Genomic DNA, 22,832 nt, shown 5'->3' on the forward strand with positions numbered 1-22,832 from the left:
AAATGAACTGTATGGCACCCATCAGGATTTATGGAAAAATACCTGTCGGGTTTTTGCCAAAATCTGTTCATTAGTCTGGAAAATCGATCTAAATTACAATAGGATAAAAGAATATTCAGGTAAAAAGGATTTACCCATGATGATTGCAACCTTACTGGCACCAGACAATGAAACGCGGGTAGCCATCACTCCTAATTCAGCAAAACACTTCATTAAATCAGGATTTGAAGTCGCCATTGAAAAAAATGCAGGTCTTGCTGCAGGGTTTAAAGATAAAGATTACGAACAGGTAGGTGTATCGATTCAGAATAAAAAAAACCTGCTGGAAAAAGCCAATGTTCTGCTTTGCATCAATGAACCCGCCCCCAAAGAACTCGATGGCTTATCTGAAGGCGCCCTGGTCATAGGGCATATCGACAATAACCCTGAAAGCAAACTGATTACCTGGTGCCAGGAAAAGCAACTTACTTTATTTTCCATGAATCTTATACCCCGGATCAGTCGTGCCCAAAGCATGGATAGTCTTTCTTCACAAGCAAATTTGGCAGGCTATAGAGCCGTTTTGGAAGCATGCTCCCAATTTCATCGGGCAATTCCCATGATGATGACGGCTGCAGGAATGATTCAACCAGCTAAAGTACTCATCCTTGGTGCAGGTGTAGCGGGTCTTCAAGCCATAGCGACAGCGAAACGTTTAGGTGCAGTAGTTTATGCATTTGACGTACGGCGAGCAGCAAAAGAACAAGTGGAAAGTTTAGGTGCTGAATTTATTGAAGTAAGTCAGAATGAAGATAGCGAAACCAAAGGAGGCTATGCCTCCGAAATGAGTGAGGAATATAAGAAACTGCAGGCAGAACTTATTGACCAATACGCCAAATTAGCTGATATCGTTATTTCAACAGCCTTAATCCCAGGTAAAAAAGCACCGGTCCTATTGTATAAAAAAACTGTAGAACAAATGAAACCTGGCTCGGTTATCGTGGATCTTGCTACCTCCAGAGGAGGAAATTGTGAGGTTAGTGCTCCTGATAAAACAATAAAACATGGAGAAATAACAGTTATTGGCTTCAGCAACATGGCCGGGCTGGTGCCTACGACTGCAAGTGAGCTTTATGCTAATAATTTGGTACACTTAATCGATGCCTTAGCACCAACCCCACCCGAAATTACATTAAACCCTAATGATGAAATCATTCAGCAAGCGGTTCTTTGTCATCAGAATCAATATTTACCCTTTCAGGTAAAGGAGACACAAAATGCATGAAATGAGTACTTTGGGAAATCCATACATTACCATACTTACAATTTTCGTTTTGGCCTGTTTTGTTGGATATTATGTGGTTTGGAAAGTTACCCCAGCCTTACATACTCCTTTAATGTCTGTAACTAATGCCATATCAAGTATTATTGTGCTGGGGGCACTTATTGCTGCAGGCAGCCAACTCACTGGAAAAATCACCTGGATTGGCGGATTAGCCATTTTTATTACCTCGATTAACATATTTGGGGGATTTGTTGTAACCCAACGTATGTTGCGCATGTATAAAAAATAGGGAATGCAGCGCTTAGGAAATACTATCCAGGGGCAGGCTTTAATCCAGCGGTTTGTAAGACAAAATTATAACTTGAGGCTGCAAAGTACAAAAAATTAAATGGTGGGGGCTTATAAAAAAAGGCCTGCCGAAATTAAGGATGATTTCTCATGACAACTTTGGTTCCTTTATTTTATCTACTATCAGCTGTGTGTTTTATATTGGCATTAAAAGGTCTGGCCAGTCCTGCTTCTGCACGAAGAGGAAATTTATTAGGAATTGCCGGTATGATCCTTGCAGTAGGCTCCACCTTAATGATGCCTACCACTTACCATCAACCATTACTCATTAGTTTGATGATCGCGGGAGGCATTATAGGAACCTTTATTGCATTCAAAATTAATATGACCGCCATCCCGCAACTGGTCGCGGCCTTTCACTCATTAGTAGGGATGGCGGCAGTTTTAGTCGCCTTTTGTGCTTTTTTGTCCCCAGCCTCTTTCCATATTGGAGTTCCTGGAGCAATTGCCAAAGCAAGTCTTGTTGAAATGAGCCTTGGTTTAATTATTGGGGCAATTACTTTTTCTGGTTCGGTCATTGCTTTTCTCAAATTGCAAGGGATCATGTCTGGGGTACCCATTAAACTCACTGGCCATAATATCATTAATCTTGTTACGGCCTTGATCATTCTCGTTGTCTTTATCTTGTTTCTAATGAATCAGACCCCTACCCTTTTCAGCATCATGGCAGGGATTGCTTTTTTACTTGGTGTATTACTCATAATCCCTATCGGTGGTGCAGACATGCCCGTAGTCATATCGATGCTGAACTCCTATTCAGGATGGGCAGCTGCAGGCATTGGCTTTACCCTTAGCAACCACTTGCTTGTGATTACAGGAGCCCTGGTAGGGGCGAGCGGGGCCATACTCAGTTATATCATGTGTGTGGGAATGAACCGCTCTATATTCAATGTGATTTTTGGCGGCATCCAATCCTCTGCAGGACAATTAAACGCTCAGGCAACACATGAATCGCGCACAGTAAGACAAGGTAACGGCGAAGATGCTGCCTTCCTTTTAAGTAATGCTAAAGATGTGATCATTGTTCCAGGGTATGGGATGGCAGTAGCCCATGCGCAACATGCCGTTAAAGAGTTGGTAGATGCCCTGGAGCATCGCAACATCAAAGTCCGCTTTGCAATCCACCCTGTTGCCGGCCGTATGCCCGGGCATATGAATGTTTTGCTTGCTGAAGCCAATATACCTTATGACAGGGTTTTTGAACAAAGTGAAATAAACCGCGATTTTGCAAGTTGTGATGTAGCTTATGTTATTGGTGCAAACGACATAACCAACCCGGCAGCAAAAACAGATCCTAGTTCTCCTATTTATGGAATGCCGGTCCTGGAAGTAGAAAAAGCAAAAAATGTTTTATTCGTTAAAAGAAGCTTGGCTCCAGGCTATGCCGGCGTCGAAAATGATTTGTTTTATCATGATAATACTTACATGCTTTTTGGGGATGCCAAAGCGATGACTGAGTCTATTGCCAAGGCTTTAGAAGCATTGTAAGCGGTTTAACCAGTGCTCCACTGTTAATTGATCTGGTAATAGTTCCCCGCGCAGCGGGGATCCGATGCGAATCGAACTTCAAAACCAATTCCCCAATACTTCCCTGCCAAACCATGACGACGCCCCTTCACAAATTCTGTTGCAGCCGATTATTTCTCCTTTGGAGACTCCATTTTATCAACTCAGGGCGACAAATATTAATTTGCTATACATAAAAAATAAATGTATCTTAGCTCGTTTAATTTAATTTATGGAGTTAAATAATGCTACGAAAAGTAGGACTTGGCTTATTGTGGTTCGCTGCATCTTTAAGTACAAGCGCATATGCTGCGGAAAGTTTGCTCCCGAAGGCCACTTTGGAGTATGTGTTGCGAAGCAATGTTCCCGAACCTGTGGCTAATTTTTTTATGTGGCCAATAGAAGCAGAATGTAAAATTGTGTCAGAAGACGAAAGCAATGACATTTTATTTGAAGCGTTAGCAAAAAAAGGAAAAGTTAATAACGTGGATTTGACCGCAGGACAATCTTTATTGATTAAAGTCCATCCGAATGAAATTTTGAAAATAAGCGCAGATTCAGGCGCAAGAGTTGATATCACCAATTTTGGCCCGCATACCGTTAGAGCAATTTGTACCGCTTAATTCTTTTGTTTATTCATGCCGGGTAGCACACAGTGAAACCCGGGTTCAGTTACACCTCCCCCAGGCTTCAAATAACCCCCATTAATGTTCTCTTGTCGCATGGAACTTGATTTTGGGGTAGCGCTCCTCAGCCATTGTTAAATTGACACGAGTCGGGGCAAGGTACATCAATGCATCACTTCCATCCAAAGCCAGGTAATCATAAGCTTTAGTGCGGAATTCACTCATAGCCTTATCATCATCAGAGTAAACCCAGCGCGCGCAGGCGACATTGACTGTTTCATAAATGCAATCCACCTTATATTCATGTTTTAAACGATGGGCTACAACATCAAATTGCAACACACCCACTGCCCCCAGGATTAGCTGGTTGCTATTCAATGGTCTAAATACTTGCGTTGCCCCTTCTTCAGATAATTCGATTAATCCTTTCAATAAAGCTTTACTCTTTAAAGGATCCTTTAAACGCACCAGCCGAAACAGCTCAGGGGCAAAATTGGGAATACCCGTGAATTTTAATTGCTCTCCCTGGGTAAACGTATCACCTATCCGAATCGTTCCATGATTATGTAAACCAATGATATCACCGGGTAAAGCCACCTCTGTATGTGAGCGGTCTCCCGCCATAAAAGTAAGTGCATTGGAAATTTGTACTTCTTTACCTACGCGCAAATGATTAATTTTCATTCCTTTTCGATAAGCACCAGAACAGATGCGCAAAAATGCAATTCTATCTCTATGTTTGGGATCCATATTAGCCTGAATCTTGAAGACAAAACCGGAGAAGTTATTTTCATCAGGAGACACAATACGCTCTTGGGCTACCCGTGCTTGCGGCCCTGGAGCATAACGTACATAATCATCAAGTAACTCTTTGATACCAAAATTATTGATGGCGGATCCAAAATAAACAGGAGTCATTTTACCCGCCAGATAATCCTGCAAATTAAACTCATGGGAAGCGCCCTTGACCAACTCAATTTCTTCCCGTAATTCCTGGGCACTGTCCCCTAATACTTCATCCAATTGGGGATTATCCAATCCTATAATTTGCATTGCTTCCTGCTTTTGGGCATTCTTACCTGGTTGGTACAGGTAAACTATATCTTCATACCGATGATAAATGCCTTTAAAACGCTTTCCCATACCTACAGGCCAGGTTACCGGGGCACATTGAATGCCCAACACAGATTCAACCTCATCCAGTAAATCAATAGGATCACGCCCTTCACGGTCCAATTTATTGATAAAAGTCATAATCGGCGTATCACGCAAACGACACACTTCCATCAATTTCACTGTCCTTTCTTCGACCCCCTTAGCTACGTCGATAACCATCAGTGCCGAATCTACTGCAGTCAGGGTACGGTAGGTATCTTCAGAAAAGTCCTCATGGCCTGGTGTATCCAGCAAATTCATTACATGCTGATTATGCACAAACTGCATTACCGAGGTAGTGATGGATATACCCCGCTCTTTTTCCATCTCCATCCAATCGGATGTGGCATGGCGATCGGCTTTACGCCCTTTAACCGTTCCAGCCAATTGAATTGCTCCTCCGAACAAAAGCAACTTTTCGGTTACTGTTGTCTTACCTGCGTCGGGGTGAGAGATGATTGCGAAGGTTCGTCTGGTATTAAAATCCTGATAAAAATCGGACATGAAGTTCTCTAAATAAATAATAATGTTATCGTATGTAGTGAATTTTAAGACATTCCTGAACAAATACAAGACGAAGCTATTGTTTCTAGCAAGCGCTGCTTTGAAAAAGAACATTATCTTCTTAAAACTTAATTTGCAATAGTCTTTGCAGGCGAAAGACGTTATGATGAGCAGACTAGGGAAATACTTAAATAGTGTATTTTATTAAATAGAATTTAGAGGATAAGTGTTCCGTTATGAAACGTTGCTCCTGGGTTGGTACTGGCAAGCCCCACTATGAAGAGTATCATGATAATGAATGGGGTATTCCCGTTCATGATGATCAAAAACACTTTGAGATGCTTATCCTGGAAGGGGCGCAAGCAGGTTTAAGTTGGGAAACAATTCTTAAACGACGCGAAGCATACCGCAAAGCATTCAAACAATTCGACCCGTATGCAGTAGCCAAGATGAGCGATGAAGAATTAACTGCCTTACTGAATGATGCCGGAATTATTCGCAATCGTCTCAAAATTTTTTCGGCTCGCAAGAATGCGTTAGTGTTTCTTTCAATCGCACAAGAATTTGGTTCTTTTGATAATTATATTTGGCAATTTGTAGATGGAAGTCCCAAAGTAAATTACCCGAAAACACTTCAAGAAGTCCCAGCACGTACCGCTGAATCTGACGCCCTATCCAAGGATTTGAAGAAAAGAGGGATGAGTTTTGTGGGGTCGACTATTATGTATGCCCACATGCAAGCAGTAGGTTTGGTTGATGACCACCTTATAGACTGTTTTTGCAAGAATCGGAATCACTCCGCTTGAATTAATTTACAGTCAGTAGTGATTATTCAATAATTTATGGGTTAATTAGGCACGTGGCCTAATTATTTCCATATAAGATTGAGGCATGAAACTTTAGATGCTCCTCAATAAAACTGGCGATAAAATAATAACTGTGATCATACCCTTCTCGGATGTGCATTTTAAGTTCAACACCAGCCTTCAGGCAGGCTGACTTAAATAATTCAGGTTTTAACTGTTCCTTTATATAAGGGTCAGCTGAGCCCTGATCAACTAATATAGGTGCATGTGGCCATCCTCTCTCGAGGATAAGTTCGCAAGCGTCGTATTCCTTCCATTGATTCTTGTCTGGCCCCAGGTAGCCTGTAAATGCTTTTTGTCCCCATGGGCATTGAGAGGGCGCACAAATGGGTGCCAGTGCCGAGACCGAACGATAAAATTTGGGGTATTTCAATGCCAAGGCAAGTGCCCCATGCCCTCCCATGGAATGCCCAAAGATACCACAGGACTGATGGTTAATTGGGAAGTGCTCCAGTAAAGCCGGCAATTCTTCATGTACGTAAGTAGACATTTTATAATATTTAGACCAGGGTAATTGGGTAGCATCTACATAAAATCCGGCACCTGCGCCAAAATCGTAATGTTCCTGATCGCCTGGCAAATTAATGCCTCTGGGACTGGTATCCGGAGTAACTAATGCTAAACCAGATTGTGCCGCAATCCGCTGTGCTCCGGCTTTGGTAATAAAGTTTTGTTCCGTACAGGTTAATCCGGAAAGCCAGTACAACACAGGTACGCTGTGTTTTTGCGCTTGAGGTGGCAAAAACAGACCAAAACGCATGGTGCAATTGGTTGCAGCGGATTGGTGGGCATAAACCCGTTGAATGCCACCAAAAGAATGATGCTCTTCAAGGAGCTCAATGGTCATTTAACATATTCCCCAACACACTTTTAAAAAGTAAGAATAGTTCGAATTGACTGCCCAAGACGCATTAAATCAAAAGCCTGATTCACTTTTTCCACAGGAAGGACATGGGTAATTAAATCATCAACATTAATTTTCCCTTCCATATACCAATCTACAATTTTAGGTACATCAGTACGTCCACGCGCCCCCCCAAAAGCTGAACCTTTCCAAACCCTGCCGGTAATCAGTTGGAACGGTCTGGTAGAAATTTCTTGTCCAGCTCCTGCAACCCCAACCACAGTACACACTCCCCATCCTTTATGACAACATTCCAGTGCCTGACGCATCAGTTTTACATTACCTACACACTCAAAACTGTAATCCGCTCCCCCTTTAGTTAAATCCACCAGATAAGGGACCAAGTCATTACTGACTTCCTGAGGATTAACAAAATGGGTCATTCCCATTGCTTCAGCCAAAGCACGCCGCTGCGGATTAATATCGACACCTACAATCTGCTCAGCTCCTACCATACGGGCTCCCTGAATTACATTAAGCCCAATACCCCCTAAACCAAAAACAACCACGCGCGAACCTGGCGTGACCTTTGCGGTATAAATTACCGCCCCCAGACCTGTTGTTACACCACAGCCTATGTAGCATACTTTCTCAAAAGGAGCATCCTCACGAATTTTCGCAACGGCAATTTCAGGTAATACAATATAATTTGCGAAAGTTGATGTTCCCATATAATGAAAGATTTTTTTTCCATTTAAGCTAAAACGACTTGTTCCGTCAGGCATTACTCCCTGACCTTGAGTTGTTCGAATTGCCTGGCAAAGATTCGTTTTCTGGGAAAGGCAATATTCGCATTGGCGACATTCAGGGGTATAAAGAGGAATAACATGATCACCGGGTTTTACCGAAGTAACGTCCGAACCCACATCAACAATGATACCTGCGCCTTCATGCCCTAAAATGACAGGAAAAAGGCCTTCTGGATCCTCACCGGATAAAGTATATGCATCTGTATGGCAAACACCTGTTGCTTTGATTTCAACAAGCACTTCTCCCCTTTTGGGACCTTCCAAATCAACCATTTCAATGGATAACGGCTTTCCCACTTCATAAGCAACAGCTGCCTTTACTTGCATCAAACCTCCTGTAACGATAAAAACCTCTCAAGGTACCTTATTTACTTTAATAATAAATCTGGCTAACTAGATAATTTAAATGCACACGATTGCTTTAGCAATGAAAACTGAACTGAAATTACAACTTTCCAATTCGCATTTATTTTCATTTAGTAATATTTTATACTTAAAGAGTAAAGTAATAGTAAACAGTGTAAATTATTCTCAATTCCTGGCCTCAGAGTATGATCATTCATAGTAAATTCAAGCCCGACTGGTGGCTAATTAATGGGCACAGCCAGACTCTTTATCGAACCTTAACTCATCGAGTAAAACCCTTTATTGATTCTTATGAACGCCTTGAATTACCTGACGGCGATTTCATTGATCTGGCCTGGAAAACTAATGGATTAAACGACAATGCACCTTTAATTATCCTTCTCCATGGATTGGGAGGTAATGTAGATTCAGTTTATGTTGCGACTTTATTTGATGCGTTCCATAAAGCAGGTTACCGATCCGTTTTAATGAATTTTCGAGGGGCAAGCGGGGAGCCGAATCGTCTTCCCCGCTTATATCATGGAGGTGATACCAAAGATTTGGATTTTTTGCTCCATATCTTGAAACTTAGAGAGCCTGCCACTAAAAAAGCTGTTGTTGGTGTGTCTCTGGGCGGCAATATACTTCTCAAATGGTTAGGGGAAACAGGTTACCAATCTCTGATTGATGCTGCTGTGGCTGTCTCTGTGCCGTTTCTGTTGCAAAACGTGGTTCAAAAAATAAATAAAGGATTTTCCCGCGTATACCAGGCTTCTTTATTAGAAAAACTGCGCCGCGTTTTTCTCGAAAAAATTGATATGATAAAGTACCAATTGCCGCTTTCGAAACAAAAGCTCTATTCCATAAAAACCCTGATTGAATTTGATGAACAAATAACTGCCCCCTTACATGGGTTTGCCAGTGCAAATGAGTATTATCAACAATGCAGTTCGAGACAGTATTTGTCTCAAATCAAGACGCCCACCCTAATTATCCATGCATTGGACGACCCGTTTATGACCCCGGATATACTCCCAACTTCCAAAGAACTCTCTTCCGATATCATCCTGGAATTGAGTCAACATGGCGGCCATGTAGGATTTATCGCTCAGAAACGCCACTTTTGGCTGGAACAACGAATCCCCATTTTTTTAATGGAATTCTTACTCACTCCTTCCATGCAGGAGAGAGCATTGACTAAGACATCTCCTTAAATTTCTTTCCCCATGTTCTACCAGGGGGGATACTTAATAATGTGTTCATGTTTGAATGCTATTATAGAACGGTAGCGGTATTAAATTTCCAAAGTTATAAATCAACATTTTTATCCGCTACCTCCTTTTTATGTAAAGACCACACCCTCAACAATTTAATTTTAAATGCTTCGCGTCCTGTGCAAATCTATTATTTTTTCAAATGACTTGCCTTAGGCAAAAGGTCAGACTGAAGCGGACTGCTTGCAGAGCTTACAAACAAACAGGGTGAATTAGGGGCGTACAGGGAAAGCTGCTTTTCAAACAAAAAATTAAATCGGGGCTGGGAAAAATCAATTCCTCGAACATTCGTCAATAACGATTTGAATAGGTTAAGCTCAGCCAAATCCCCTGCTGTTTTCCGTTGCGGGAGTGAAGCATTATATTTTTCCAATAAGGCCAAAACAATTTCATTTTCAGTAGCATTATCCTTTTTTAATTGTTCACATCGATATTTACCTTGTCCCAAATAGGTGCAATTTACATTCCTCCACTCAAAATCAGGGCAATCAATATGACCATAAATCACAACCACGTCACCCACCCGGAGGTCTTTCTCATCAACATCAAGCCCCATAGTTTTACTGTCGATACTTCCCTCATCCAGAACAAGGGGTTCGGCAAGAAAATCTTCATTATAAATAGATAAAAACTCATATTTCATTTCATTTTCTGTCATCGCTTTAGATGATCCAAAACCCCGATATTTATCCGATCCCATTACTAAAGAATGCAATCCAGCTCCATTTTTAGAAGCATCATATAACGTAGCCTCTTTGTAATCAGGGAAATTGTAGAGATAAACCCAATCGCCAGGAATTAACTTTTCTTTGGTCATTTGCCATTTACATGGAAGAATTTCACCCAAATCTGCAGCTAGAGTTTCATTCAGATTCAGACCATCTGTGATGACTAGAGGCTTAGTCTTAAAGAGAAAATTAAAATGGTCCGCACCAATGGTGTCCAATAAAGCCTTATATTGCACACAAAGCATCCAGCTATGGCATTCAAGTACCACAAGATTACCGCCCTCGAAAATTGAATTTATGGCTGCCGAAGGCCTAACACCTTTTCTTGGTATAAAAAAACCCACATGGTTTTCGGCCATCCTCCAATAATGCGGATCAAGTTGCAAGTAATTTTCTTCCTGGGTAGGATACCTGTATTTATCATCGGCCAGATGAAATTTATCCATATCCATAAGTTTCACTGCCTTGTGACGAAACAGCACCTCCATGGTAAAGCGTTCATATGATTTAAAAAAATGAAGACTGTCTATAAGTTTGGAAATGATTTCTTTTTTCAAAGGATCGCTTTCTTCCTTTAGAGAAGCCATGGCTTTTTTTCTAATTTCGAGCTCTATTGCCATTTCATCGGCTGATGTCAAAAACCGTACAAGATTTATGGTATGCAATTGCGATATATAACGTGTCCCCTGGAGTTCCTTTTCATAAGTCTGGACAATCTGAAATCGTTTCAGATCTTCAAGCAATTCATCAAGATCTTTAAAAACAACTGTCTTTGGATGATTTATGAGGATATCAAACCGGTATTCATTAAAATCTCGAATTGTTTTAAAGGATGTACAGTCACTTTCTTTAGTAATTTGAACATTCTTTTGATTCTTGTAAGACAGAAATAGAAGCATGGCAACAGAGTTTAATGGTTAAAACTCTGTATTTTATTTTATTTTGAATAAAAATTAAACATCTGGGCAATTTAAATTCATCTACTTGAATAAAGTAAACGTCGTCTTTTTAAGCGAATTAAGCATAGCCAATACAACAACATCGATTACTTGTTGCATTATTTTTCCGCTCCATTGCTTTCGTTCCATTTTCCAACCGATAAAAAAAGCGGAAACGAGGAGCAGGACGGCTGCTAAGTAATAACGGGTCGTCTGGCTTTGTGCAAAATACGCTTGATGTTCAGCTACCTTGTACTCCTCAGACCGTAATGTCCTGTCCATCTGCTCAATTTGAGCCAGTATCTGTCTTCTCGATTTTTCCATGTTCAACACTCTTTTGAGAGAAATATTCTCTTGTTTTACTAAAACTCATACTTTTTAAGTTAAAGGATAAATACTTCACTAGTCCCAATAACACCCCAATGTTAATAAGGAAAACAAGAGATATGGATAACAGAAAATGGTTAGAAAGAAAGAACACCAAATATCCTATTAAAAGCATAGCGTTTACCCATACTGCAATGAGCACTACAAACAGCATGCACAAATTCAGTATCAAAGGAAAAACACTAAGCCCCGCTAACTTGGCCTCAAGACGAATTAAAGACCAAACGGTTTTAATAACTGATATTTTGGCGGCAACCAGCGCTTCTAACTGTTTTAGAGCTTCCATTATTTTTTCATAAGTTTAGATAATAGAAAACCGAGTCCCCCAGCGATTAAAACAGAGGCCAATGGGTTTTTCTGGATTTTTCTTAATAACTGATCGGAGTATTCTTTGACATTTTCTTCTACTTCGTTTGCTTTGGATACCCCTTCTTCATACAGCTGGTTTACCCGTTTTTTCCCTTCTGACATGAATTGACTTGCAGCAGCTTCAAGGTGCTCTTTGGGAGTATGTGCTTGTTTTTCAAAACCAAGGTTCTCATCAGAACTTTTCATGTGACTACCCTCCTTTGTGAATCACTATCCCTATCAGAAAAATTTTGTGATGCGTGATTATATTAAATATAGTTATTGAATAAGATAAATCAATCCTCTTTTATCATGGTATGTATTTATTTCCTTTATTCAAGAATTGTTTTATGTGAGAAAGGGGTTCTTAAATTAAATCAATTTGCTTTAAATTAAAAAATAGTGCACCATTATAACCCAATATTATGAGGATTAACCATGTCGCATGAAATTTATAAAAAACTCCAGCAATTAGAAGTATCTGTAAAAAATTATTACGCTGCTCAAAGCCAATACCTGCCCTATCCGATTTCCTTTAATTTTTCTTTTTTCAGGGAGGTTTATGACTTAATTAAATTAATGCCCTTGACCAAGGATAAAATTCAATTAATGGAACGCTTTGAATTAAATGTGCGTCAAAAACTTTCGAGTATTCATCCCAAGTTGAATTACTCCTTCAACTTTTCTGAAGACATTAATCTATATAAACCTTTAATTGAGCAACTAGACAGCCTAAATCAACAGGCAAGGTCACTTTTCAATGATTATTTTGCCTTCAATAGACCCGTTTTTAACTGGCACGCATTTCGCAATCTTCGAAATCAAATTAGCAACATTCCAAATCAAACTGATAAAAAACAACTCATGTTATTATTTGAGAACAATGTATTGCAGGTAATCAGCCAGGTAGAGCCTAAAGTATATGCAAGCTTTACTTTCACCCCGGAATTAGCAGAAATGAGCAGTCTCGATTCTAAAAAACAATAATAGCTAAACAACCAGTTGGTATTAAATGATTTTATATAAATATTGAAAAAAAGAAAATTTTCCGTATTTCTTTAAAAAATTTGGTCTTGTATAGCATGTGACATCACCGACTTTAGGACAGCCTCAAAAAATTATATTTATTTAAGCTATTATTATTGGAAAACATATGAAATAAGGAGATTATTATGTTGAATCTTGATACTGAAACCATTTGCGATCTTCTTGATAAAGCGCGGCAATTCCAGGTGAAGGAGGAGGTAAGTTTTCCTGAAGTTACAGAGGAAATGGATGCAAACTACGTACTGGCTGATTACCAAAATGATCCTGTTTACCAGGAAGTTATTGAATACATTGATAATTTACGCCCTGATCAACAAGCAACCCTGGTTGCCCTAATGTATTTAGGACGTGGTGATTATGCTCAGGATGAGTGGGAAGATGCTCTTACTTTTGCTCTGGAAGAAGTAACCGAGCATACCGGAGAATATTTGCTATCCAGACCCACAGTTGCTGATGATATCGGTCGAGGATTAAACATGCTAGGCCTTTCCTGTGAAGAGTAGATCTTTAAGGAACAGTAATGGCCTTCGTTAATATCGGTACCTCAGGATGGAGTTTTAATGGATGGAAAGAAATTTTTTACCCTCCAACACTGGCAGAAAAAGATACGTTAGCTTATTACTCCAGCATCTTTGAGACGGTAGAGCTTAACAGCAGTTTTTATCGCATACCCTCTAAAAATTCCATTGCAAAATGGAAGGAAACGACTCCGGATGAATTTATTTTTTCTTGTAAGGCAAACCGCTACTTAACTCATGTAAAAATGCTCAAAGAGGTTCCGGATACCCTCCAATATTTTCTGCAGATTATCGAAGGGTTGGGAGAAAAATTAGGGCCAGTCCTTTTTCAGCTCCCACCTTATTGGCCAATTAATGTGGAACGTCTGAAACAATTTATCCAGCAATTGTCTGATTCATTTCATTATACGTTTGAGTTTAGAAATACAAGTTGGTTATGCCAGGAAGTCTATGATTTACTTGCTCAAAAAAATATTGCCCTGTGTTTTTATGATTTCAAGGGGTTTCAGTGTCCGGAAGTGATTACCAGTGACTTCATTTACTTACGTCTACATGGGCCACACCTCGAGCCTTATGCCGGTCACTATCCAGAAAAAACACTTTTAAACTATGCGCACAAATTTGCTCATTGGCAGCAAAAAGTAAAACATATTTTTTGCTATCTTGATAACGATCACAAAGTAGTTGCCCCCCATGATGCACAAGTTTTGCAAGGACTGGTACGATTGACATTTAATATGACTGCGCAATAATCTAACCTACGAGTCTGCTTCGGTTTATGTTAAGGATGATGAATGAACTTTGATAAACAGTATCAACAAAAATTGTGCTCCGCTGAACAAGCCGTAACCTTAATCCCTGCCACTGCGGTAATTTCCATGGGCATGCGTGTCGCCACCCCCCCAGCTCTATGTCATGCTCTGGCTGCCCGTGCGCAAGCAGGTGAATTGCAAGAACTAAAAGTCTATTACCTTCGCTGCGGTGATGTAGCCCTAAACACTATTTTCCAGGAATCCTTACTGCATATTATCAGGCCCTATTCCTCAATGTTGTCCAAAGGGGAAGTTGAACTGGCTGAGCGAGGATATGCTCAAGGTAAAAAATACATCAATTTTGTACCCATAAGTTTTAGCCGTTATCCCTCAACTATTAAAGCAGTTACGAAACTGGATGCTTTTATTACTACTGTATCTCCTATGGACAAATTCGGCTTTTTCAATTTAGGCACTAATGGCGATTATGCCATTGAACTAAGCCGTTATGCAGACAAATTAATCGTCGAAGTTAATGAAAACATGCCAAGAACTGCAGGCTCTACTTTAATCCACATCAGTGAGGTAGATGCGATAGTCGAAAATACTTCGAAGCTGATAGAAGAACCTTCCAAACCGCCCAGTGAAGTGGATCGTCAAATCGGCCATCACATCACGCCCCTTATTCCTGATGGAGCAACCATTCAGATGGGAATAGGCAGCGTACCTAATGCCGTATGCGAACAACTAATTAATCACCGGAATCTTGGCATACATACCGAAGTGATTACTTCAGGTATGATTGAGCTGATTAAAAAAGGAGTAGTTACGAATACCAACAAGACGTTACTTCCTTATGTCAATGTATTTACTTTCGCAATTGGTGATAAAAATCTGTATGAATTTATTAATGATAATCCATCCATGATGTGCCTCCCGGTTTCCTATGTTAATGAACCCAATGTTATTGAACAAAATAAATTGATGACCTCCGTGAATTCTTTTATAGAGATAGATTTTAGTGGACAGGTTAATGCCGAGTTTATAGGCCACCAATTTTCAGGTGCGGGTGGGCAACTGGATTTCATCCGTGGAGTCCCCTATTCTGAAGGTGGAAAAACGATAATCGCCAGTACTTCTACAGCAAAAAATGGAACCTTATCAAGAATAGTACCCCGGCTTTCCTCAATTGCAACAGACACACGGCTTGATATTGATTATGTGGTCACTGAATATGGAGTAGCACAATTAAGAGGACGCTCTACTACTGAAAGAACCCGTCAGTTAATTAAAATTGCTCATCCCTCATTTCGTGAGCAATTAGAACAACAAGCAAAACAACAAGGATTTATTTAAAATGAATTTATTGTATTCCCCTGCCCTGCTCTTCACTCCGGGCAATAAACCCAAACTTTTTGAAAAAGCGCTGGCCTCTGGAGCAAATGGCCTTATTTTGGAACTGGAAGATGCCGTCCCGCCTGCTGAAAAGAATAAAGCTCGCGATCATGTAATTGAATTTCTGAAAACCAAACATCCCGATCTACTGATTATTGTGCGGATCAACCATATAACCACTGATGCCGGCTTACCTGATTTACAGGCGTTCAAACAGGAGGGGATTTACTATGATGCCATTTTATATCCTAAAACCGAAAGTGCTGAAGAGTTAAATATAGTTTATAAAACACTCAATCTAGAATCCCGTAACATCCAGATTTTAGCGTTTATCGAAACGGCAAAAGGCTTAATGAATTTGAATTCAATCGTCACCAACGCCCCACTTGCAGGACTGGTTTTTGGTGCTGCCGATTTTGCCGCGGATGTGGGTTGCCAAATGAATTGGGATGCCCTTTTGCACGCCCGTCATCAAATCATCCAGGCTGCAGCACTTACCCAAATCCCAGCAATTGATTCCCCATTTTTTGATTTTACAAATGAAGAACAATTAATTTCTGAAATAATTCGGGTTAAGGAATTGGGTTTTAAAGGGAAACTAGCCATTCATCCCAGGCAAATCTCTGCCATCAAGCAAAATTTTATCCCCGGGAAAAGAGAAATTGAACGGGCAAAAAAAATTGTTGCACTCTTCGAGGATTCTGGAGGCAAAGCCTGTCAACTGGATGGACAAATGATAGATGTCCCTGTCTATAAACAGGCCCAGGAAGTACTTAAATTTTTCGAAAAATTATAGAGGGAATGACTATGTCGCATCAGAGCTATAAATCTATTGGGAGCAATCGCTTGCGGGAAGATTTTGGTTTTTATTTCGAAGATTTTGAAGTGGGACAAATTATTGAACACAGGCCAGGAAGAACCATAACTCAAAATGACAATATTTGGTTTACATTATTGACAATGAATACAGCCCAATTGCATTTTGATGCTCATTATGCGGAGCACACAGAGTGGAAAAGACCTTTAGTGAATAGCACATTCACCTTGGCGATCATCACCGGAATGACCGTTAATACCATTTCCAAGAAAGTAGTTGCTAATCTGGAGTGGGATAAAGTCAAACTATTAAAACCGGTATTTGAGGGGGATACCATTTACGCTGAAAGCGAAATTAAAAAGAAGCGGGAATCAAAATCAAGACCCGGCCAGGGAATCGTTACGGTAGAAACACGAGGAATTAACCAACATAAAGAGCTCTTCATGTCTTTTGAGCGAACAGTCCTGGTGTATAAGAAAGGGGGCGCGCCTGAATATGTAATCTAAACCCGACAATGCTTCAAAAGAAATTTCTTTTTCTGGAATGAACACTTGTCAAATCAAGTCTGTTCATGCAAAGATAATTCTTGAAACACTTTGAAAAATAATTGTAACGTTTTAGCTGTAATCTCGGAGGGACCTATGATGAAGCGAATATTCGTAGCCGATCAAACCATACGACACAAAAGCCCCGCTTTTAAAATCACCTCACCCCAAACACTGTCTCTGAACAGACTGTTCTCGACATCCATGAGGCCACAAAAAACAGAAGCCACACCCACAAATTTTACAAAACATCCTGATCCTCTTTTTTTTAAAAAATTAAAAGTGGAAGAACACAAACAATTTACGATAAAAAAAAGAATGCGTTTTGATTATAAGGACAATTACACTGCCGCACTCAACTTGCCCTATTCAAATTATCTTTTGGCACTAAAAAACAAGGATCATAATGCGCTTCTTGTCCTATCAAAAGAAAACATAATTGAACACTCCAATCGTCGCGTGGACTTTCTTTTTTATACTCTCGTTGCTTATTATAAGACGGGGATTTTACCTACTTTTGGCCATACCAGTTTACAGCACGGGAAGGGACGTACAACCCGAAAAAATACAAATATTTCCGAAGCCTGTCACAGCAGCCTGATGCCCGCCCTACTTGATAAAACAATTTACCAAAACGGCAAAACGGGAGAAAAGCATAAAAGTCTATTATCAGGTACTCATCTTATGGACAGCTTGAACTCGACGGTCGAATTACCCCCATTTGTTAATGATTTTGATGATTTGTTAGAAAATTTATGCAGGGAAAAATCGTTGAATATCCTGCATAAGGTATCCGCTGGAACCCTAAATCCCATTACCGGTTTGACTCAGTTTCTACAAATAATCAGTGGAGTTTTGAAAAAACTTGCAGAAGATGCGAACCGAAAAAGCCAATCCTGCTTACCCCAATGTTCTTTAATGAAGCCGCAATTTAATCCGAAACTGATTGAGCTTGTCCGCACCGGAACTCTGGCAACAACATTTTCCTTCCAGACTCAAACTGCATCTGAGGCATACATCCAACTCCTACTCCGAATGACTCCCGCAGAAAAAGTTTTATGTAAGGACAATAGAAACAAGGAAAAAATGTATTTGGATAAAATTATGGAATTACAACAAGAAATTTTAGAGTCCAAAAGCAGTAAATGTCATTCACCTTAATGCTTGAACCAGCGAAAAGTAAACTGGACTTAATGGAAATAGCAGGGAAGGAGCTCTGGTTATACCCTAAAAACTTAACTAGAATGAATAAGATTAACTGCTTATAAATAAAAACTTTTACACAGGTGTCTCTACATGAATATCCGCACTGTTGTTGAAGAGCAAAGAAAGTTTGCAGCTGATGGAACAGCTAAAGCGATTGATTTTCGTAAGCAGCAACTGCAGAAATTAAAAAACATCCTCAAGCAAAATGAGCAACTTCTCTCGGAAGCCCTCTATGCGGATATAAAAAAATCCCAATTTGAAACGTATTTAACTGAACTTGCCTTAATTTATCATGAACTGGATAAAGCTATTAAATACGTACACAAATGGGCCAAACCCAAAGCAATCCGCACAGAATTGGTAAGCCAGCCAGGGAAAAGTTTCATCTTGCCTGAGCCCTATGGTACGACCCTCATTATAGGGGCATGGAATTATCCGTACCAACTCACCTTAAGTCCTTTAGTCGCAGCTATGGTAGCTGGAAATACCAGCATCATTAAACCGAGTGAATTACCAAAAAATACTTCATCAGCGCTGGCAAAAATACTCAATTCAAATTTTGATCCCGCTTATCTTTATGTTGCTGAAGGCGGTATCGAGGTAACTCAAGAGCTTCTGGATATGCGTTTTGATAAGATATTTTTTACCGGCAGTACCGCAGTAGGCAAAATAGTTGCTAAAGCTGCAGCAGAACATTTAACACCGATTACCCTTGAATTGGGCGGAAAAAGTCCCTGCTTAGTTTTTGCTGATGCAGATCTTAAAATTTCTGCACAGCGCATTGTCTGGGGAAAATTTTTAAATGCAGGCCAAACCTGTATTGCACCTGATTATCTGTTGGTTGAGGAAAAGATTTACCACCCTTTTATGGAAGAGCTTAAAAGTCAAATCAGCAAAATTATTGGTTCAAACCCGATGGAGAGCGAAAGTTACACCCGTATTATTAACCAAAAACATGTGCAACGGTTGAAAAAACTCATTGATCCTCAAAAATTATTCTCTGGTGGTCAGGTCATTGAGACCGAGAATTATATTGAACCAACCCTTCTTAAGGATGTGAGTTTTGCAGATGAAATTATGAAAGAGGAAATTTTTGGTCCAATTTTACCGGTTATCCCTTTCACTAACCTTGAGTCTGTCCTTTGCGAAATCAAATCACGCCCACGTCCGTTGTCTCTTTATATATTTGGAAAAGATTCGCAAGTACAATCACAAATTTTACATGAAGTTTCTTTTGGGGGTGGCTGTATCAACGATGTAATTATGCATATTTGCAATTCAAATCTTCCCTTTGGTGGTGTGGGGGACAGTGGAATGGGAAATTATCATGGGGAGGCGGGCTTTAAAACATTCAGTCACTACAAAAGTATTCTAAAAAGACCTTTCTGGTTTGAGCTCCCCCTTAAATATAGACCTTATACCCAGTTGAAACAAAAAATAATCCGAACCATTATGGGCTGAAGCCTTAAATAAATTGTAAGGAAAAAATAACCCCTCATCCCGATATTATGGACTAGGGGTTATTCCAATTCGTTTTTCATTCGCAGTAATACGTTGTGCTCTTTTAGCAATAGCCGCTTGTAACTCAAGAAAAAATGGGGAGTAGCATGAAGAAGAATTTTTTTCTGATTCAAACTGCTTACCCCATGTTACATCCAGTTCGGGCTGAATATTTAATTGTCTGTCTAGCATTGAATCCAGAGAATGAGTCTTTTCTTGATAACCCGTTAAAAATAATCTACATTCCTGAGCAAAGAATTGATTTTCTCCCAACATCAATGCAGAGGAGCTGAGAAAACCAATAATGCGTTCATCCTTATGTTCATTTTTATGTTTCACCACGAGAAACATCAATTCTTTTAACAAGGGGTAAATTAAGGAATACTCTTTATCTTCCTTTCCACTTTCTTCATAGTTATCCACTAAATTTTGCAACAGTTTAATACACTCTTCACTGACTGGCATTTTTGGCTCCAGGTAATTAAACATTTCTTTATTTAATACCCTGAGAGCTCATTAAGCAAGAAAAGATCCAATATGTTTTTTTTCCGGGATACCTATTTGTAAAATAGACAGGGTTTCTCTTGTGCGTAGGGAAGATTGGGTCTATAACTTTAAAAATAAAGAGAGTTACTTATGTCCGGAAAAAAACATAATCAAAACAATACCAGTGTTCTGAAGGAATTCAGCCCCGCTTTACCTGCAGAAAACTCATTCCTTACTTCAAGTATTATTAAATCATTACCAGGAAGTGTTTACTGGAAGGACAACAACGGAGTTTATTTGGGTTGTAATGACATGATGCTGGAAATGAGCGGAATGGAATCCATAGTTGGGAAAACAGATTTTGATATGCCCTGGGCTGCATCTGCCGCAATAATTCGTAATAATGATTTAAAAGTGATGGCTCTTAATTCCCCATTGGAATTGGAAGAAACGGGTATTATAGCAAATGGGCAACAGGTAGTGGTATTAACGAGGAAAACCCCCCTGCATGATGATAAAGGGAATGTTGTGGGTATTATTGGTATTTCCTTAAATATAACCAAACGCAAAAAACAAGAAGCTGCTCTCTCTTCAAATCAGGAAAAAACCCAATCCACTTTAGAAAACATATTAGCCCATATGCCAGGACATGTTTATTGGAAAGACAAAAACGGAGTCTATTTAGGCTGCAATAACCGACAAGCCCAAAGTGTAGGTTTTCAATATGGATATGAAATTGTAGGAAAAACCGATTTTGATTTGCCGTGGGGAAAAAACCAGGCTGAATTATTTCGCCAAAATGATCTTCATATCATGCAAACGGGTGAAACTGAAATTATTGAAGAAAAAGCCCAAGTGAAAGGCAAAGATGCTATTTTTTTAAGTCATAAATCTCCAATGCGTAATAAAAAAGGCGAAATTACTGGCGTATTAGGAATTTCCATTGACATCACCGATAGAAAAAAAATTGAGGCAGAGTTAAATATCGCTAAAGAAAAAGCAGAAGCCGCAAGCCTGGCAAAAACAGAATTTCTGGAAAATATGCGCCATGACATCCGCACTCCCCTCAGTGGTATAGTAGGGTTTGCGGACATTATCAAATCTGAGGCAGAAAGTACCCGTATTAAAGAATATGCAGATAATTTGGTCGCATCCAGCCATGCACTGCTCAATTTTATGGATGATATTCTTGAAGCGATTCACGTAAGCTCTGGCGAAATACCCAAAGTAAAGAAAAAATTTATTTTACAAAAAATAATACAACATGTAATCGATCTGAATAAAGCCAAGGCATCGGCCAAGCACCTGCTTTTATCCTTGGAGTTTGATCCCGATATTCCCAAATTTCTAATCGGGGATCCTGTCCGCATCCATCGCATTTTACTCGAATTGATTTCCAATTCCCTGAATTTCACGGATACAGGTTTCGTGAAATTAACAGCCCAACTGGCGAAACAGGAAAATCGCCAAATAGTCATTAAGCTGGTTGTAGAAGATAGTGGTATGGGAATCCCTAAAGACAAGCAACAGGAAATTTTTCTGCAATTCAAACGCTTGATTCCCTCTTATAAAGGAATTTATAAAGGTGCAGGTCTTGGTCTTGCTGTAATCAAACAATTTATCGATGAGCTCGATGGAGAAATATATGTTGAGAGTACTGTCGGCAAAGGAACTACCTTCACTTGTATTATCCCCTTAAAAACCTCGCTACTGGAAGATGAAACCGGTGTAGATAAAGATTTTGGTTTACATACACCAGGTTTTGAACAAATTGGGGCGCTCCCTACGTTGTCTCCGGATGCATCCATTAAAGCGGGCAAACCTCGTGTCTTGATCGTTGAAGACAATGCTGTGGCCCAAATGGTCGCCAAAGCCATATTGGAACAGTGTCACTGCAAGGTTGATGTAGCAGTTGACGGACAATCTGCATTACACCATTGGAAGAAAAACAAATATGATTTGATTTTTATGGACATAGGATTGCCTGACATGGATGGGTATCAGATAACTCACCATATTCGTGTACATGAAATACCCAATAAATACCATACCCCCATTATTGCCCTCACAGCTCATGTGGGTGAGGAAAACAAACAACGATGTATTGAGTCAGGAATCAATGCCGTAATCAGCAAACCCCTCACGCAAAAAAAATGTTGGGATATCTTGAATTCATTTATTCCTGCAATCCAAAAAGAAAACGGCATCATCCCTGAACACGGTATTTTTGAATTACCTGCAACTGCAGACGAACTATTTGATCTTTCCCCATTTCCACTATTTGATGTTGAAGAAGGGATTAAAACCACAGGTACAGAAGATACACTCTGCGATATGCTTAAGCTAATGCTCAATCAATCATTGAATGACGACATTGTCCTATTAAAGAAAGCTCATAATCAAGGAGACTGGGAAACAACTCAAAAAATGGCTCATAAAATTAAAGGGGGGGTAGTGTATGTTGGAGCTGTTCGGATAAAAATGGCTTGCCAATACCTTGAACGGTATTGGAAATCCGGTCAGCGAGATTTATTGGAAAAATTATATCAACAAATACTGCAGGTACTTGAAGAAACAACTTCTGAAATGGGGAGATGGATAAAGAGGAAATCGCTAACCTAGGC

The 22,832-nt window shown here is 39.8% G+C and carries 23 protein-coding genes; 16 read left to right on the plus strand and 7 right to left on the minus strand.

The genetic code is table 11. The features are described 5' to 3' along the window. Nucleotides 1-136: 136 nt before the first annotated feature. The 4 genes from KYQ_RS11360 to KYQ_RS11375 all read left to right on the plus strand — a co-directional run bounded on the left by KYQ_RS11360 (nucleotide 137) and on the right by KYQ_RS11375 (nucleotide 3,741). A complete protein-coding gene (locus tag KYQ_RS11360) occupies nucleotides 137-1,264 on the plus strand; it encodes a Re/Si-specific NAD(P)(+) transhydrogenase subunit alpha (protein ID WP_010654388.1) in 1,128 nt (375 codons plus the stop codon). Next, on the plus strand, nucleotides 1,257-1,553 hold the full coding sequence (locus KYQ_RS11365; protein ID WP_010654389.1) for a proton-translocating transhydrogenase family protein: 297 nt from the start codon (nucleotides 1,257-1,259) through the stop codon (nucleotides 1,551-1,553). The genes KYQ_RS11360 and KYQ_RS11365 overlap by 8 nt, the downstream gene beginning before the upstream one ends. 149 nt (nucleotides 1,554-1,702) lie before the next feature. Beyond that, nucleotides 1,703-3,100: an NAD(P)(+) transhydrogenase (Re/Si-specific) subunit beta gene (locus KYQ_RS11370; protein WP_010654390.1), complete on the plus strand. Its 1,398-nt coding sequence runs from the start codon at nucleotides 1,703-1,705 to the stop codon at nucleotides 3,098-3,100. Nucleotides 3,101-3,363: 263 nt separating this feature from the next. Beyond that, nucleotides 3,364-3,741, plus strand: coding sequence for a hypothetical protein (locus KYQ_RS11375; RefSeq protein ID WP_010654391.1), 378 nt, complete (start codon nucleotides 3,364-3,366; stop codon nucleotides 3,739-3,741). 81 nt (nucleotides 3,742-3,822) lie between these two features. On the opposite strand, the gene KYQ_RS11385 is transcribed toward KYQ_RS11375, so the two are convergent. After that, nucleotides 3,823-5,403, minus strand: a complete 1,581-nt coding sequence (locus KYQ_RS11385; RefSeq protein ID WP_010654392.1) for a peptide chain release factor 3 — start codon at nucleotides 5,401-5,403, stop codon at nucleotides 3,823-3,825. Nucleotides 5,404-5,639: 236 nt separating this feature from the next. On the opposite strand from KYQ_RS11385, the gene KYQ_RS11390 reads away from it, so the two are divergent. Then, on the plus strand, nucleotides 5,640-6,209 hold the full coding sequence (locus KYQ_RS11390; protein ID WP_010654393.1) for a DNA-3-methyladenine glycosylase I: 570 nt from the start codon (nucleotides 5,640-5,642) through the stop codon (nucleotides 6,207-6,209). Between the two features lie 58 nt (nucleotides 6,210-6,267). Here KYQ_RS11390 and fghA read toward each other — a convergent pair whose 3' ends face one another. Further along, nucleotides 6,268-7,116 (minus strand): S-formylglutathione hydrolase, encoded by an 849-nt coding sequence (fghA, locus tag KYQ_RS11395; RefSeq protein WP_019350104.1) that lies wholly within the window; start codon nucleotides 7,114-7,116, stop codon nucleotides 6,268-6,270. 23 nt (nucleotides 7,117-7,139) lie between these two features. Beyond that, nucleotides 7,140-8,249, minus strand: a complete 1,110-nt coding sequence (locus tag KYQ_RS11400) for an S-(hydroxymethyl)glutathione dehydrogenase/class III alcohol dehydrogenase (protein WP_010654395.1) — start codon at nucleotides 8,247-8,249, stop codon at nucleotides 7,140-7,142. Between the two features lie 224 nt (nucleotides 8,250-8,473). On the opposite strand from KYQ_RS11400, the gene KYQ_RS11410 reads away from it, so the two are divergent. Then, a complete protein-coding gene (locus KYQ_RS11410) occupies nucleotides 8,474-9,481 on the plus strand; it encodes a hydrolase (protein ID WP_010654396.1) in 1,008 nt (335 codons plus the stop codon). Between the two features lie 190 nt (nucleotides 9,482-9,671). Here KYQ_RS11410 and KYQ_RS11420 read toward each other — a convergent pair whose 3' ends face one another. Both KYQ_RS11420 and KYQ_RS11425 read right to left on the minus strand, forming a co-directional pair. Then, the gene (locus tag KYQ_RS11420; RefSeq protein WP_019350107.1) at nucleotides 9,672-11,168 is read right to left on the minus strand and encodes a hypothetical protein; all 1,497 of its coding nucleotides are present in this window, start codon (nucleotides 11,166-11,168) and stop codon (nucleotides 9,672-9,674) included. 81 nt (nucleotides 11,169-11,249) lie between these two features. Continuing rightward, the gene (locus KYQ_RS11425) at nucleotides 11,250-11,531 is read right to left on the minus strand and encodes a hypothetical protein (protein WP_010654398.1); all 282 of its coding nucleotides are present in this window, start codon (nucleotides 11,529-11,531) and stop codon (nucleotides 11,250-11,252) included. 122 nt (nucleotides 11,532-11,653) lie between these two features. On the opposite strand from KYQ_RS11425, the gene KYQ_RS19340 reads away from it, so the two are divergent. After that, nucleotides 11,654-11,893: a hypothetical protein gene (locus tag KYQ_RS19340; RefSeq protein ID WP_172461316.1), complete on the plus strand. Its 240-nt coding sequence runs from the start codon at nucleotides 11,654-11,656 to the stop codon at nucleotides 11,891-11,893. Here the strand turns inward: KYQ_RS19340 and KYQ_RS11435 are convergent. Further along, nucleotides 11,880-12,149 carry a hypothetical protein gene (locus KYQ_RS11435; RefSeq protein ID WP_010654400.1) on the minus strand — a complete coding sequence of 90 codons (270 nt, stop codon included), beginning with the start codon at nucleotides 12,147-12,149 and terminating at the stop codon, nucleotides 11,880-11,882. The genes KYQ_RS19340 and KYQ_RS11435 overlap by 14 nt on opposite strands. Nucleotides 12,150-12,380: 231 nt before the next feature. Here KYQ_RS11435 and KYQ_RS11440 point away from each other — a divergent pair, with 231 nt between their 5' ends. From KYQ_RS11440 to KYQ_RS11475, 8 genes are all read left to right on the plus strand, one after another. Further along, a complete protein-coding gene (locus KYQ_RS11440) occupies nucleotides 12,381-12,929 on the plus strand; it encodes a hypothetical protein (RefSeq protein ID WP_010654401.1) in 549 nt (182 codons plus the stop codon). Nucleotides 12,930-13,114: 185 nt separating this feature from the next. Further along, nucleotides 13,115-13,492: a DUF3775 domain-containing protein gene (locus tag KYQ_RS11445; RefSeq protein WP_010654402.1), complete on the plus strand. Its 378-nt coding sequence runs from the start codon at nucleotides 13,115-13,117 to the stop codon at nucleotides 13,490-13,492. A 17-nt stretch (nucleotides 13,493-13,509) separates the two neighbouring features. Beyond that, on the plus strand, nucleotides 13,510-14,259 hold the full coding sequence (locus KYQ_RS11450; protein ID WP_010654403.1) for a DUF72 domain-containing protein: 750 nt from the start codon (nucleotides 13,510-13,512) through the stop codon (nucleotides 14,257-14,259). A 42-nt stretch (nucleotides 14,260-14,301) separates the two neighbouring features. Next, nucleotides 14,302-15,615, plus strand: a complete 1,314-nt coding sequence (locus KYQ_RS11455) for an acetyl-CoA hydrolase/transferase family protein (RefSeq protein WP_019350108.1) — start codon at nucleotides 14,302-14,304, stop codon at nucleotides 15,613-15,615. A gap of 1 nt (nucleotide 15,616) precedes the next feature. Further along, complete coding sequence (locus KYQ_RS11460) at nucleotides 15,617-16,450, plus strand: HpcH/HpaI aldolase/citrate lyase family protein (RefSeq protein ID WP_010654405.1); 834 nt, start codon at nucleotides 15,617-15,619, stop codon at nucleotides 16,448-16,450. 11 nt (nucleotides 16,451-16,461) lie between these two features. After that, nucleotides 16,462-16,977 carry a MaoC/PaaZ C-terminal domain-containing protein gene (locus tag KYQ_RS11465; RefSeq protein WP_010654406.1) on the plus strand — a complete coding sequence of 172 codons (516 nt, stop codon included), beginning with the start codon at nucleotides 16,462-16,464 and terminating at the stop codon, nucleotides 16,975-16,977. 135 nt (nucleotides 16,978-17,112) lie between these two features. Next, nucleotides 17,113-18,177: a hypothetical protein gene (locus KYQ_RS11470; RefSeq protein ID WP_010654407.1), complete on the plus strand. Its 1,065-nt coding sequence runs from the start codon at nucleotides 17,113-17,115 to the stop codon at nucleotides 18,175-18,177. A gap of 135 nt (nucleotides 18,178-18,312) precedes the next feature. Beyond that, nucleotides 18,313-19,683: an aldehyde dehydrogenase gene (locus KYQ_RS11475; RefSeq protein WP_010654408.1), complete on the plus strand. Its 1,371-nt coding sequence runs from the start codon at nucleotides 18,313-18,315 to the stop codon at nucleotides 19,681-19,683. A 45-nt stretch (nucleotides 19,684-19,728) separates the two neighbouring features. Here KYQ_RS11475 and KYQ_RS11480 read toward each other — a convergent pair whose 3' ends face one another. Further along, a complete protein-coding gene (locus tag KYQ_RS11480) occupies nucleotides 19,729-20,187 on the minus strand; it encodes a hypothetical protein (RefSeq protein WP_010654409.1) in 459 nt (152 codons plus the stop codon). 171 nt (nucleotides 20,188-20,358) lie between these two features. Between KYQ_RS11480 and KYQ_RS11485 the strand changes: the two genes are divergently transcribed. Further along, nucleotides 20,359-22,830 (plus strand): PAS domain-containing sensor histidine kinase, encoded by a 2,472-nt coding sequence (locus KYQ_RS11485; RefSeq protein ID WP_010654410.1) that lies wholly within the window; start codon nucleotides 20,359-20,361, stop codon nucleotides 22,828-22,830. Nucleotides 22,831-22,832: the final 2 nt, after the last annotated feature.

Source organism: Fluoribacter dumoffii NY 23, assembly GCF_000236165.1.
Taxonomy (GTDB): Bacteria; Pseudomonadota; Gammaproteobacteria; order Legionellales; family Legionellaceae; genus Legionella; species Legionella dumoffii.